Source organism: Paenibacillus sp. 1-18 (assembly GCF_000520755.1).
Classification (GTDB): Bacteria; Bacillota; Bacilli; order Paenibacillales; family Paenibacillaceae; genus Paenibacillus; species Paenibacillus brasilensis.
Genome location: NZ_ASSB01000184.1, coordinates 1 through 14,063, shown reverse-complemented (window position 1 = coordinate 14,063; position 14,063 = coordinate 1). Strand labels below are relative to the sequence as shown.

Annotated in this window: 12 protein-coding genes; 9 read left to right on the top strand and 3 right to left on the bottom strand. The window is 48.5% G+C overall.

Features of this window, described 5'->3' with window-relative positions; genetic code table 11:
• Positions 1 to 876, bottom strand: an 876-nt coding sequence (locus L693_RS0111070) for an acrylyl-CoA reductase family protein (protein ID WP_025717299.1), incomplete at its 3' end; no start/stop codon positions are given.
• 318 nt (positions 877 to 1,194) lie between these two features.
• Here L693_RS0111070 and L693_RS0111065 point away from each other — a divergent pair.
• From L693_RS0111065 to L693_RS0111030, 7 genes are all read left to right on the top strand, one after another.
• On the top strand, positions 1,195 to 2,604 hold the full coding sequence (locus L693_RS0111065; protein WP_025717298.1) for an MATE family efflux transporter: 1,410 nt from the start codon (positions 1,195 to 1,197) through the stop codon (positions 2,602 to 2,604).
• A gap of 222 nt (positions 2,605 to 2,826) precedes the next feature.
• Positions 2,827 to 3,576 carry a 2-dehydro-3-deoxy-D-gluconate 5-dehydrogenase KduD gene (gene kduD / locus L693_RS0111060; protein ID WP_025717297.1) on the top strand — a complete coding sequence of 250 codons (750 nt, stop codon included), beginning with the start codon at positions 2,827 to 2,829 and terminating at the stop codon, positions 3,574 to 3,576.
• Positions 3,577 to 3,794: 218 nt separating this feature from the next.
• Positions 3,795 to 5,033, top strand: a complete 1,239-nt coding sequence (locus L693_RS0111050) for a CynX/NimT family MFS transporter (RefSeq protein WP_025717296.1) — start codon at positions 3,795 to 3,797, stop codon at positions 5,031 to 5,033.
• Between the two features lie 19 nt (positions 5,034 to 5,052).
• Positions 5,053 to 6,165 (top strand): winged helix-turn-helix domain-containing protein, encoded by a 1,113-nt coding sequence (locus L693_RS0111045; protein WP_081752131.1) that lies wholly within the window; start codon positions 5,053 to 5,055, stop codon positions 6,163 to 6,165.
• 92 nt (positions 6,166 to 6,257) lie between these two features.
• On the top strand, positions 6,258 to 7,622 hold the full coding sequence (locus L693_RS0111040; protein WP_025717295.1) for an MFS transporter: 1,365 nt from the start codon (positions 6,258 to 6,260) through the stop codon (positions 7,620 to 7,622).
• 52 nt (positions 7,623 to 7,674) lie between these two features.
• On the top strand, positions 7,675 to 8,262 hold the full coding sequence (locus L693_RS0111035; RefSeq protein WP_025717294.1) for a GNAT family N-acetyltransferase: 588 nt from the start codon (positions 7,675 to 7,677) through the stop codon (positions 8,260 to 8,262).
• A 314-nt stretch (positions 8,263 to 8,576) separates the two neighbouring features.
• On the top strand, positions 8,577 to 9,767 hold the full coding sequence (locus tag L693_RS0111030) for a cation:proton antiporter (protein ID WP_025717293.1): 1,191 nt from the start codon (positions 8,577 to 8,579) through the stop codon (positions 9,765 to 9,767).
• Between the two features lie 144 nt (positions 9,768 to 9,911).
• On the opposite strand, the gene L693_RS0111025 is transcribed toward L693_RS0111030, so the two are convergent.
• On the bottom strand, positions 9,912 to 10,547 hold the full coding sequence (locus L693_RS0111025; RefSeq protein WP_025717292.1) for an NAD(P)-dependent oxidoreductase: 636 nt from the start codon (positions 10,545 to 10,547) through the stop codon (positions 9,912 to 9,914).
• A 457-nt stretch (positions 10,548 to 11,004) separates the two neighbouring features.
• Here L693_RS0111025 and L693_RS0111015 point away from each other — a divergent pair, with 457 nt between their 5' ends.
• Positions 11,005 to 11,562 (top strand): glycerol-3-phosphate responsive antiterminator, encoded by a 558-nt coding sequence (locus tag L693_RS0111015; protein ID WP_025717291.1) that lies wholly within the window; start codon positions 11,005 to 11,007, stop codon positions 11,560 to 11,562.
• An 88-nt stretch (positions 11,563 to 11,650) separates the two neighbouring features.
• On the opposite strand, the gene L693_RS0111010 is transcribed toward L693_RS0111015, so the two are convergent.
• On the bottom strand, positions 11,651 to 12,397 hold the full coding sequence (locus L693_RS0111010; RefSeq protein ID WP_025717290.1) for an SDR family oxidoreductase: 747 nt from the start codon (positions 12,395 to 12,397) through the stop codon (positions 11,651 to 11,653).
• A 216-nt stretch (positions 12,398 to 12,613) separates the two neighbouring features.
• Here L693_RS0111010 and L693_RS0111005 point away from each other — a divergent pair, with 216 nt between their 5' ends.
• The gene (locus L693_RS0111005; RefSeq protein WP_025717289.1) at positions 12,614 to 13,450 is read left to right on the top strand and encodes a helix-turn-helix transcriptional regulator; all 837 of its coding nucleotides are present in this window, start codon (positions 12,614 to 12,616) and stop codon (positions 13,448 to 13,450) included.
• Positions 13,451 to 14,063 lie beyond the last annotated feature (613 nt).

Here is a 14,063-nt window from a genome sequence, read left to right as displayed (position 1 = left end):
ACGGAGCCGCTTCCAAATCGCCACGCGGGTGTCGTAGGGGCAGAAGACGGAGTCTATGCCCAGCAGGCTTACGCCGCGCAAAATAAACGGCAGCACCGTCGTAGGCAGCTTGGTGCCTGCCGTCAGGCCGCTCACGGCAACGGAGCCGTTGTAGGCGACTTGGCTGAGCAGCGAAGCGAGCGGCTTTCCGCCTACGGGATCAATGGCCGCTTGCCAAAGCTGCTTGCCCAGCGGTCGGATGCTCTCCGCGCCGTCATAGACCTCCTCGCGGGAGATAACCTCGGCGGCTCCGAGCGCCTTGAGGTAGCCATGCGCATCGGTTTTGCCGCTGCTGGCTACGACATGGTAGCCCCGCTTGTTCAGCAGGGCAATGGCTGCGCCGCCTACACCGCCCGTCGCTCCAGTGACGAGTACCTTGCCCTGATCCGGCGCAACGCCGTTTTGCTCCAGCCGATATAACGACAGGGCTGCGGTGAATCCGGCAGTCCCGTAGATCATCGCCTCTTTCAGTGTGAGTCCGTCCGGAAGCGGAACGACCCAATCCGCAGGTACGCGCGCATATTCGCTGAATCCTCCGAATTGAGATACACCGAGCCCGTATCCGGTCACGAGCACTGCCTGTCCTGCGCTGAAGCGGCCATCCTCCGAAGCCACGACCGTTCCAGAGCAGTCTATGCCAGGTACAAACGGATAGGCTTTGACGATATTGCCATCCTTGCGGGCGGCAAGCCCGTCTTTATAATTGATGCTGGAATAAGCGACACGAATCAATACTTCTCCAGCGGGTAAACTGTCAGCTTCCAAAGAGCGTACCTCTGCCTGAACTTCACCGTCCTGTGTCTGATCGACGACCAGGGCTTGAAATGATTGAGTCATTTGTAAAAGCCTCCTTTATTACAGTATGAGTCTTTAAAAATTTAGATTATAACCATCTTCGCAGTCTGTCAGCGGCAATGTTCACAGGCTTATCATATATTATACACTTACGCCCTAATTCTGCCGGAAAAGCGAGGATTACGGATCTAATCGTGCCCTATTATGTTTCAATAAAGTTCGATAATCAATTGAAAGAAAGTGATAAATGAATTCTTACGCGTTTTGCAAGTCTTTTTACGTAAACGGGATGTATTTTCAGAATGACTGTGCTAACATACCCTTTGATCGTTAAATAAATCTATGAAGAAAGGTGAATGAATGACAACCAGAGCACTAAAAAATGGTTCGGTATTGTCCGAAGCCAAGGAACTGAATTTGTTCCGTCTGACATGGCCTATATTTCTTGAATTGTTCCTGTTTATGCTGATGGGAAGCGTCGATACATTCATGCTCAGCTCTGTATCTGATAATGCAGTGTCGGGTGTGGGCGCGTCCAACCAAATTATTTCAATTGCCATCCTTGTACTGGAGGTTATCGGCAACGGCGCTGCTATCGTCGTAGCTCAATATATCGGTTCTAAAAAACTTGTCGAAGCGGCCCAGGTTACGGGCACGGCCATTACGTTGAATTTAATGGTTGGTTTATTGCTTAGTGTCATTTTTCTTGTGTTTGGTACTCATATGCTGCAATGGCTGAACGTCCAGGGAGATATTCTGGCTTATGCAGAATCCTATATAAGTATCGTCGGGGGCGCCATTTTCCTTCAGGCATTGATTAACGCGCTGGCGGCGACCATTCGTACACATGGGTTTACCCGGGAAACGATGTATGTATCGGTGCTAATGAACGTGATCCACGTCGTCGGCAACTATGTTTTGATTTTCGGACATTGGGGCATGCCTGCGCTCGGTGTAGAGGGGGCAGCTATTTCTACGGCAGGTAGCCGCTTTATTTGTCTTTTGATTTTCTTCTGGCTTATGTACCGGGTCACTGAAGTGCGCGTCGAGTGGAAATATTACGTCCAATTGTCCAAAAAATTTATCTCTAAAATATTGCGTATTGGTGTGCCATCCGCGCTGGAATCCATTATGTATCAGTCGTGCCAGCTCATATTCACATTATACGTGACTTATCTGGGTGCAGAAGCAATGGCAACGCGTCAATATGCGAATAACATTTCAAGCTATATTTATTTGTTCAGCATGGCAGTCGGTATGGGAACGGCTATCGTGGTGGGAAGGCTCGTGGGAGCCAGACAGAAGGATACAGCCTATAAACGTGTATTAAGCAGTGTGAAATGGGCGCTGCTCGTGACCGTGGTTATTGATGTGGTAGTTATCTTTTTCCGTGTGCCTTTGCTTGGTCTGTTCACCGAAAACCCTGAAATTATCCGTTTGGGAGCACAGGTCATCTTACTTAGCATCCTGCTGGAAAGCGGCCGAACGACGAATATCGTTATTATTAACTCGTTGCGTGCTGCCGGAGATGCCAAGTTCCCGGTCTTTATGGGACTGATCTCCATGGTTTGCATGAGCCTACCGCTTGGTTATCTGCTTGTGTTCAAGCTGGATATGGGACTCGCAGGTGTGTGGCTGGCTATTGCCGCTGATGAATGGACTCGTGCCGTTATTATGTATGCCCGCTGGAGAAGTCGTTTGTGGGAAAAGCATGCGCTGGTCGAGCACGATGCACCGGATCAGCCTGCAGCTCCGATTCCGGCGCATTGATCTGAGTAGCATTTATGATTACGTAGAGGCAGTTCAAGAGAACATCTTGAGCTGCCTCTTTTTGCTGATGGGTCACCATCTGTCTGCGCAGTGGTACCACAGGTAACTTTTAAGTTCAGCATATATAATCATGGCATTCATAAATAGAAGTATGGTAAATTTACTAAAAAAAAGATATACTTTTGTTGCACTAACGCAGTACATGAAGGACAAGGAGTACCGATGAAGAAGCCGGGCTATTCAGTGGCTTTAGCCAAAGCGGGCGCTGACCTGTTCATTGTAGCTAACAATGATGATTATGAAGAAACCAGACGTCTGCTGGAGCCTACAGGTGTGAAGGTTGCCTTTTATCAAGCTGACCTGACGGAAAAAGCATCTATTAAGAAGATTGTAGAAGAATGCGTCAAGGAATTTGGCAAAATTGATATTCTGGTAAACAATGCAGGTACGATCCGTCGCGCTCCTTTGCTGGAGTACAAGGATGAGGATTGGGATGCTGTAATGGAAATCAACCTGAATGCTGTATATCATCTGAGCCAGGAAGTAGCGAAGGTGATGGTAGAGCAAAAAAGCGGGAAGATTATCAATGTCGCCTCTATGCTTGCTTTTCAGGGCGGCAAGTTCGTTCCGCCGTATACAGCGAGCAAGCACGCAGTGGCTGGCTTGACCAAGGCATTTGCCAACGAGCTGGCGGTTCATAACGTTCAGATTAATGCGATTGCCCCTGGTTATATTGCTACTGCGAACACAGCTCCAATTCGTGCGGACGAGAACCGTAATCAGGAAATTTTGTCGCGTATTCCTGCAGGCCGCTGGGGCGATCCTTCCGATCTGATGGGGGTTGTTGTTTTCCTCGCCAGTCAAGGTTCCGATTACATGAATGGTCATATCCTTGCGGTGGATGGTGCGTTAAGCGAGTTAAACAAGTCAAGCAAGGGAAGCACCGCAGAACACATTTGGGTCATAAGCTGAAGGCTGCCTCCAAAGGAACAAATCCTTGCAGGCAGCTTTTGCTTATTCGGCTGGAGCTGTATGCTGAATTGGAAGATTAGGAGTTTATGCTGTTGATCCGTTCTATGCATATGGCATAAATGCCTTTATAATTTAATGAGAGAAAAATTGCTCAGGCTCCAGCCGTACACTCGGTTGGAGCCTTTGAGCATAACACAGTAGGATTGGAGAATAGAGAGATGAATTCACAGCAACACCAACGAGCTTTAGTATACAAATCTTTGTGGTATGCCGGTCCTTGGGTGCTTGCCTTAGGAGTGGTTCTGGTAGGTGCTAATTTGCGCGGTTCGATTACTTCTGTAGGGCCTCTGATCGGCTTGATTAAGGATTCTTTGCATATCTCGAATACACTGAGCGGCTTAGTAACGACATTACCGCTGCTTGCTTTTGCACTATTGTCGCCTTTTGTAGCTCATCTGGCACGCCGCTTCGGGTCACCCCGTGTTATTTTTACAGCCTTGCTGCTGTTGACCGTAGGCATTGTGGTACGTTCCACGTTGGGAGTGACTGCATTATTTGCCGGAACAGCCATGCTGGGGCTGGCTATTGCAGTGTGTAATGTTTTGCTGCCCAGTCTGATTAAAGAAGAGTTTCCCCGTAACAGTGGACTCATGACCGGCGTATATTCAGTATCCATGAATGTGGTCGCTGCAACAGCCTCCGGTCTGAGTATACCGCTCGCTTTGAACGCAGGTATGGGCTGGCGTGGTGCTTTGGGAATATGGGCGATTATGGGTGTCATCGGTATTTTACTGTGGATTCCCCAGCTTCTCAAAGCGCGAAAAACGGTTGATAAAGCGGCAATATCCGCCCGAACCGTCAATGTGTATAAATCGTCTTTAGCCTGGAAGGTGACGCTGTTTATGGGGCTGCAATCTGCCCTGTTTTATGTCCCTGCCGCCTGGTTTCCCGAGATGATGAGCGGACAGGGAATGGATTCCGAGACTGCAGGATGGATGCTGTCCGTGTTGCAGTTTGCGCAAATGCCATTTACCTTTATTGTGCCGATTTGGGCAGCACGCTTGAAGGATCAGCGGATATTGGTTCTCATTATGGCTGTACTGTATTTTATCGGTCTGGGCGGATTTTTGCTGGGAGCTACACAGTGGAGTGTCATTTGGGTCATTTGTATCGGTATAGCGGGTGGTTTTGCTTTTCCGTTAGTGATGATGTTCTTTAATTTGCGAACGCGGACACCGCAGCAGGCGGCAGAGCTGTCTGGCATGGCTCAATCCTTTGGTTACTTGCTGGCGGCGACGGGGCCAACGCTGTTCGGTTATTTGCATGATGCGACACAAGGCTGGACGATTCCGCTGCTGCTGCTCTTGTGCCTGAGTGTTGTGCTTATGTTTACAGGGCTGGGCGCAGCGAAGAAACGATATGTCGGAGGCGAGGTGGATGATCAGACTGTAATTTGATGCGGAGGGCTACAGTGTAATCTGTGGTACAGAGCAGGTCATACTGCTGGCAAAAGAGTTTGCGCTGCTGCGTTTTCTCTATGATAACCGGAACCAGGTATTCACCCGCGGGCAGCTGTTGGATCGTGTATGGCCGCTGGAGTATCCGGTGGAGCGTACAGTGGATGATCATATCTATAGATTGCGCAAAAAACTCAAGTCATGGAATGTGTTCCGTATTCATACGGTTAGAGGGTATGGCTACAGCTTGACCCTGACTGACGTGCAGCGACCTAATCATCCGTCCTTGTACGATCAGGAGGTGCGGGACGCCGTGCATGGACTATTCCGGAAATACCAGCTGTTGGGGCAGGGCAATTCCATCGTAGCGCTGGCTGCCCAGCAGGAGCAGATGGGTTTTGAACTGTCTCCTTTTTATCAGATGTATACTCGGTTTGTGCAAGCCGATATATTGTGGTTTTTGGAACAGGAGGATTTTGATCCCAGAGATCGAATATACTGGATGTTACTGCTATATACAGGTACAGCAGGGGTAACGGATCAGAAGCTTGATCTATGTGAGCAGGTGCTTTCCAGTGGATTACTATCCAAAGAGCAGGAGCGGGAATTGCGTATTCTCAACATCCTTGAGGCTTATGTGGAGAATGGGCAACCTGAACGCGCACAGGAGGGTCTTCCGCTGGCTTTTGCAGTGATGGAGCGGGATGACCTCGATAAATTTGTGATGCCTGTTGCACTGATGGAGATGTACATGCATCTGGTTGCCAATCACATGGAAAAGGCTGCCGAACTGTCCGATCGTCTGGAAGGCATGCTGTCGAAGGCTCCGTATTTGCGCGAACTGGGCCGTTATCGCCTGATGCGTGGACTTATGCTGCTGCGCACTGGAGATGTGGAAAACGCCGAGCGGCTCATGGATGAAGGGCTGGACACCCTGGATATGGCTAAACAGGAGTTGCTAAAAATCAAAGCGGTCTGTCAAATCCGTGGCTTCTTGAAGCTTTGTGGCACCTACCCCATGCTGGAAGAAAAATATGCGGCTCGTTACGAACGACTTGATCAGGACAACGGTTTAACACTATATCGTCCTGCACTGAGGCGCTGGCTGGAGCAGACACTTTCTGCAGTCTGATATTTTTTGCTGTCTGATTTTCTTCTGATATAGGCCCGTTAGGATGTTCTTATTGCTAAAGAGGCAGAAAATTGAGAGCAGGGTGAGTAGAAATGAAGGAGAAGAAAGAATTGCAATCCACGCCCAGCATTTGGCGCAATAGCCGTTTTACGCGAATGTTTGCGGCGCACACAGCTGCCTCCTTTGGCGATTGGTTTGATGCTATCGCCATTCAGGTGCTTGTTGCTTATCGCTGGGAAGCTGATCCCATGCTGATTGCGCTGATTCCGGTAGTGATGGCGCTACCAGGCCTGCTGCTGGGCTCCATCGCAGGTACGTTAGCTGACCGGGTACACAAGGCCTGGCTGATGATCGGCTGCGATGCAGCTATCGCCTTATTGACGCTGGCGATTCTCGCCGTCCCAGGTCCGGCATGGCTATTGCCTTTGCTGGGTTTGCGCGCGGCGGCTGGTGTATTCCAAATTCCGTCACAGCAAGGCTTGACCCGCACAGTAGTTGCCAGTGGTGACCTGTTTCGGGCGACCTCGCTGAATGGGCTGGTCAATCAGGCCTCCAAAGTGGCAGGGCCATTGCTGGGCGCCATGACCTTGACTGTGCTGTCCCCTCAGGCATGCATTATTCTAAATGCATTGCTGCGTCTCTGCTCGGGCCTGCTGCTGTGGCCACTGCGCGGAATCGGCCCGGCGCTGGCCAGCACCGATCAGCAAGCAGCGGTTGCTGACGAGCTGCAAGAAAAGCCGGCATTGCATGCAGCGCCTGAGGCTGGTGATGCCAGGATGCGAGAGGAGCCTGTCCACGCATCCGGCTTTCTCAGCCAATGGCGTGAGGGTTGGGCGTTCCTCTGGCGCACTCGAATGCTTTTGCATACGCTTATATTCGGGCTTTTCGGCTTGATCGCCATTCTCATGATTGACTACCAGTTTCCCACGCTGCTGCGGGTGCTCGCTCCGGGTAACGAATCGCTGCTCGGCTGGCTGGTTTCAGCCATAGGGGCTGGCGCCGTCGGCTGCATGCTGGTGCTTAATCGCTTGAATCGCATAAGCGCAGGCTGGGGACTCGGTGGAGGCTATGTGCTGGTTGGCGGAGCTATTGCCGCTTTGGGCTGGGCGCAACCGGGGACTGGCTTGCCCGTCCTGCTTACGATTGGGGCCACACTAGGCGTTGGCAATGGCCTGTACATCATCACCCAGAATTACATATTACAAGCCAAAACCCCGGCTGGTATGGTGGGGCGTGTCTTCGGTATCCAAAGCACCGTGATTGGAGCGATCATGATCGTTTCGCCGCTTGCCGGTGGGTTATTGATTCAAATGGCAGGGGCAGGGACAGCCTTTGTCTGGATCGGGCTGACCGTTGGAGTCTTGGGATTGGCCGGACTACTGCTTCAATCCGTCATTTGGCGAGAACCCCTCGCTGATTCCAGCCTTGCTCCAGAACAGAATGTCGACCTTGCGTAGTCGTTTGTTTTAGGTTTTGCAGTTCGGAATTTTAATCTAGGAGGAATAACCCATGAATCACCGAGAATCAACAACCGCGCCTATAGCACGATTGCTTGAAGGACCACAGGTATACTTGCGTCCCATTCATGTGGAGGACACGGAGCTATACTATAATACGTTGTTCCATCAGGATGTGCGGAGGCTGACAGGCACACAGCGCAGCTTTACCAAGGATCAAATTGCCCGCTATATCGAGGCTAAGGGCCAGGATACCTCAAGCCTGCTGCTTCTGATCGCGCTTTGCGAGGATGATCGTATCATCGGGGATATAGCCCTGCAGGATATGGACACCATGAATCGCAGCGCTGGCATCCGTATCGCCATTATTGAGCAAGGGGATCAAGGAAAAGGCTACGGCACCGAGGCGCTTGTTCTGATGCTGGGTTACGGATTCGGTATTTGTAATCTGCACCGGATTGAGCTGAATGTATTTGATTATAATGAACGGGCCATTCGTTGTTATGAAAAAGTAGGCTTTCAGCGTGAAGGTGTGCAAAGGGATGCTTTATTCTACAATCATGAATACCATGATTCGATCCTGATGAGTATGCTGAATCATGAATACCGCGACCGATATGTGAAAAAAGCAGAGAGCTGATAAACCACATTTACATGGGTTTGCAGAAGAGGTATAATAAACAGATAAAGTTACTCATTGCGCGAATATGAACGACAATATCAAATGAACATGATTACCGGAGGAGCCTGTCACCAAGGCTCCTCTTTGTCTTTTGGAGGGGAACCTGTGCTGTACTTCAGGTTTCCCTTTTTATTTTGTCAGAGTGGTCATGTGCCAGGTCAGACACATATTTTGCACGTTTATTTTGCATTTTATGACTATAGGAATGTTTTGAAATTCTGGATGATGCTCAAATGAGCCCAAAAACTTAAATAAAAGGAGGTTATCCGCCTATGCAATTTATACTATATCTTCTGCTGATTCTGTTGTTCACAAAAGTCGCAGGTCATCTGTCAGTCCGGCTCGGTCAACCCGCGGTGTTGGGGAAGCTGATCGCGGGGATCGTGCTCGGTCCAGCCGTATTAGGGTGGGTTCAGAACGATACGCTGATTCACGATATGTCTGAGATCGGCGTGCTGCTGCTGATGTTCATTGCCGGACTGGAGACTGACCTGAATCAGCTTCGACGTAACTGGAAACCTGCGGTAGCGGTGGCGGTCGGAGGTATTATTTTACCGCTGGTTTGCGGTTTTGGTGTAGGGGAAGCCTTTGGATTCTCGGTGCATGAAGGGTGGTTTCTCGGGGTTATCCTGAGTGCCACCTCTGTAAGTATTACGGTGCAGGTGCTCAAGGATATGAACAAGCTAAATACCCGGGAGGGCTCGACCATTTTGGGTGCGGCTGTGCTGGATGATGTGCTCGTTGTGGTGCTGCTTGCAGTGCTGATGAGTGTGTTCGGTATGAGCGGACAAGAGATGTCGCTCGGGCTTCTCGTCGGCAAAAAGCTAATCTTTTTTGTGGGAGCTATTCTGGGAGGATGGTTGGTTGTTCCGTGGATTATGAAAATACTTGCTCCACTAAAAGTGACTGAAGCAGTCATCACGGCTGCATTGATTATCTGCTTTGGGTTTGCGTATTTTGCTGATGTGTTGGGGATGGCAGGGATTATCGGAGCCTTCGCAGCCGGAATTGCCATCGCACAAACAGGCTATAAGCACGTCGTCGAGGAAAAGATGGAGCCCATCGCCTATTCCATTTTTGTTCCTGTGTTTTTTGTCAGTATTGGTTTAAATGTTTCCTTTGAGGGAGTGGGACAGCAGCTTGGATTTGTTGTTGCCTTGACACTGATTGCTCTGGTGACAAAGCTGATCGGTGGAGGCCTTGGGGCACGACTAACGGGCTTTGATAACCGTTCTTCGCTTGCAATCGGCTCCGGGATGATATCGCGTGGTGAAGTCGCGCTTATTATTGCAGCTACCGGTCTACAGACAGGTCTATTGGCACAGCAATATTTTACATCGGTGATCATTGCCGTTATTTTGACAACCTTGGCTGCGCCTCCGATTCTCAAGCTATGTTTTAGCGATAAAAAGGAATCTTCCCTTCACGAACCGAAGAAGAAGGTTGGCGTCAACAAGTCATAACGAAAAGACCCTTCGGGTTCATATTCTCACGGCACACGTATGGATAGATAGCCTGATTTAGAGTAAATCAGACTTTTCCATGCAGCAGGAGAAAATGAGCGGAGGGTCTTTTTTATGATTAAATGTGCTGCTAAGATGCTGAAATTAGGACTCGGATACCACTGTGAAACGTTGGTTCAGATGTTGTGGCTTTTCAATTTCGTCGATCACAGCTACTGCATAATCTTCATAGCTGACATAGCTTGCACCTTTGGAATTAACCAACAGTGTGTCTTTGCCTACTTGATAAGAGCCTGTACGTTTGCCAAGAGCAAATTCAGCAGAAGGGCTGATGAAAGTCCAGTTCAGGTCGCTGGTGCCACGCAGAATTTCCAGGTTTTTTCCTTGATTATGTGCTGTTGGGTATACGAAATCCGGGAAATTAGGAGTATCTTTTACCAAAAGGGTGTGGGAATCGTCAGTAAACAAGCTGCCTGCACCACCTACCACGATCAGCCGTGTACCGGACACATTACGCAGCGCTTCAATCAGTACGTTACCTGCGTCTACATGCAGATGCTCTTGTCCAAATGGGGCGCCAAAAGCGTTAACGACTACGTCAAAACCTTTCAGATCATCTGTTTTCAGATCAAAAACGTCTTTTTGTACCACAGTGGCACGATTTTCTGTTACTTTAGCCGGGTCGCGAACGATCGCGGTTACTTCGTGTCCTCTGTCCAATGCTTCTTTTATAATATTTCTTCCTGCTTTACCGCTTGCACCAATAACTGCAATTTTCATAATAGTAAGCCTCCTATAAATATAATTTGGTCATTTCAATGGTTTAATTGTAAGTGCATCCTGCTCATTCACGAACTTGTATATGTAACTATTATAGTTACAATATAAAATGAAAGTCAAGCGCCTCTACCAAGCCAGAGCTAAAATTCTTCGATTGGAAAGAGTGGAACTCGTTTAAGTATATAAAGACAAGAAAGGAAGGGAGATTGGATATGAATAAAAAAGTACAGCTTGAGCCTGCAGCACACAATATAAGCTTTTTATGGGCTCTGACGTATGATGTGATCTATTTCTGTTAAGGACTAAGGCTGTTTTCCCGAAGGCATTTACGGTCGGGAGGACGGCTTTTTATATATGCCTAAAAATGAAACCGCTTCACGTTCGCTGAACAGAGTGATAATATAAAATTTGAGAGATTTGACCGACATTTTAGTCTAAAGATCTAAGGGGGATATCCATGCCATTTCAGGGACAATGCATTTTACCTGCCGCTAAGCAAATGAAGCAGCTGGAGGGCATTTTGGACAGCTCCTACGAGTACGCAGTTTTTCTGGATACACATGTAGCGGAGCTGCGCAGCCTGTATCAGCTAGCCAGGAGTCGGAACAAGCAGATGCTTTTGCATGCTGATCTGGTGCAAGGCTTGAAGAATGATGAATATGCTACAGAATATTTGTGTCAGGAGATTAAGCCGTTTGGGATCATCTCAACCCGCTCTGGAGTGATCGCCACTGCTAAAAAGAAGGGAATCCTTGCGGTTCAGCGGGTGTTCCTGCTTGATACGATTGCACTGGAAAAAAGCTACGCGCTGGTGGAAAAGACACGGCCCGATTACATTGAGGTGCTGCCCGGCGTTGTTCCGCCAATGATTAAAGAGGTCAGTGAACGTACGGGTATTCCCATATTGGCGGGTGGACTGATTCGTACCCCGGAGGATGTGGAAGCGGCTCTTGCCGCGGGAGCTACAGCAGTGACGACATCCAATAAAAAGCTGTTTGAGCATTATAGGCAATAGAATTGATCAGTAGAACGCAAGAAGTATACGAGGTCACCTGGAACAAGATCATGCTCTGGTGACCTCGTATACTTCTTGTACAATTAAATCACACCAGTGTAGAACCGCCATCCACGACAATGGTCTGTCCGGTGGAATATTTTTCACGCATTAAATAAAGATAAGCCTCAGCCGCGTCTTCGGGTTCTCCAGCTCGTCCAATCAGGAGGTTTTTTCCGGCAGTTTCATACATCGCGTTTCGATCTTCCTCAGGAACACTGTTCCACAGCTCAGTACGCATTAGCCCGAAACTAACGGCGTTAACACGAAGCGGACTGAGTTCGACGGCCAGCGCCCTGGTTAGAGCTTCAACAGCACTACATACGCTGGCTGCAACCGTCAAGCCCTTCTGAGGTCGGACTCCGGCAACGCCAGAAGTTAAAATGATGGAGCCGTTCTGTCTGATGCTCCCACTTCCGTATTTTGCGGCCATAAACGCCCCCCAGTACCGCAGGTTAAAGAATCGCCGTGCAGTCTCTATATCAATTGAGCTGAGATTTTCGACTAGTAATGACTCGCCTGCTGAGAAAACCAAGTGGTCGAATTCACCAATTTGGCTGAAAAATGTTCGAACCTGCTCCTCGCTAGATAGATCAACCACATGTCCTTCCGAACCTTGGGGGAGGCGCAAGAGCGCATTGTGAACTTTATCTTTTTGACTGGATACTACGACTACGGACGCTCCTTCCCGCACAGCGGCTTCGGCTGTAGCAAATCCAACTCCAGAAGTTCCTCCAAGGAGAATAGCGCGTTGGCCTCTCAAAGTATTGCTACAACCGTTTTGTTCTGGTTTCACCTTAAATCCCCTCTTCTTCGACTATTTATTGTTCTGGTATTACAATACGCCCTTTTCAACCCTGACTGCCGTACTCCTCCTTCACTGTAGGCGACAAGTCGATTATAATCAGTTTTATAAACGCTCAAATAGGTCTGTATTTGTAGTACTGTTCCGAATGCTAATCGTACGGATACTGTTATAAATTCTATTAGGATATAGAGGTGTATCATTGTTATGAATTCTGAAAGAAGACGAAAAGAACTAGCTGATTTTCTTCGGACTCGTCGCACACGTCTATCTCCGCATGATATGGGATTACGGGTTGAAACCTCACGTCGTCGTACGCCTGGTCTGAGGCGAGAAGAAGTGGCGAGTCTATCCGGCATTTCCTTACCATGGTACACCGCATTGGAGCAAGGGCGGGATATCCAAGTGTCGGAACAAGTACTAGAGAGTTTGGTACGAACACTCCGACTCAATGACGACGAACGCAACCATCTACTCGTATTGGCTAACCATTCCATACTTCCAAACATCACAGAAGATGGATCCATTTCTCCAGCCCTTCAACAGATTCTCGACAAGCTGGGGACATACCCTGCTTATATCATCGACAGGCGTTGGAACGTTTCCGCATGGAACAAAATGACAAGTACATTATGTGGAGACTTTAACCAAATAGCAGAGATTGAAAGAAATATTCTTTGGCGCGTCTTTATGATGAGGGATAACAAAGCTCGCATAGTTAATTGGGAAAACGTCGCCACCATGCTGTTGGCCCATTTCAGAAGCCGATACGCCTTGCACATGAATGATTCGTGGTATCAGGATTTAGTTAACATGTTATGTGACAGGAGCGAGGAGTTTAGAGAGTGGTGGGGACGACATGATGTTTCCAGAAACTCGGAAGGGGAAAAAGTGATACATCATCCTCAAGCAGGACTGTTGACATTTCGTTACAACACTTTTACAGTCTCTGAAAGCGGTGAGTTCGTAATGAGGGTATATACGCCAATCGAAAATACAGGAACTAATCAGCTGTTAGAAGATTTATGGCAGGGATCTCGTTGAGGACGATATAAGCTTATGGTTCAAATTAGGAGCTTTCCAGCCAGAAGGGAAAGCCCCTTTTACTATCGTTCCATACTTGAAAGTCAGGTTATTCCGCTAACGGGAAGCGTTCTCCATAACTAACAGCGGCAGTCTAAGACTTTATTTTCTTGTCTTAGCTCACCGCTGTTTTTTTAAAAAAGTCTGATAAGTATAAAAAGTAAGCACCATTACATCCTAAACAAGGAGATCGGAAAACGTTGGAACAATACATTCTTGCCTAGGATCAGGGCACAACCAGCTCGCGCGCCATCTTGTTTGATCGGCGGGCGACTAACAGGCTGCTAGGGACTGAGTTTTATGGTAGATGGGAAAAAACGGTGAATGCCGCGATGGCGTTCAAGTAGTACGTTTTTACGATAAAATACAAGCAGGCAAATTTCCCTTTTCATCGTGTACAGTGTGTGCTACGATATGGATAAGTTAATACTCGTCAGGAGATTTGGAGAGACCATGAACCGCTCGGCATGCGCCGCAGCGATGTTCGTGGTCTTTTTTTGTATCTTTTGATGACTGGGTTGGCAGATCGCATTGTGAATATATACAAAGCTGGAGGGATAGATGATGGGAGAAC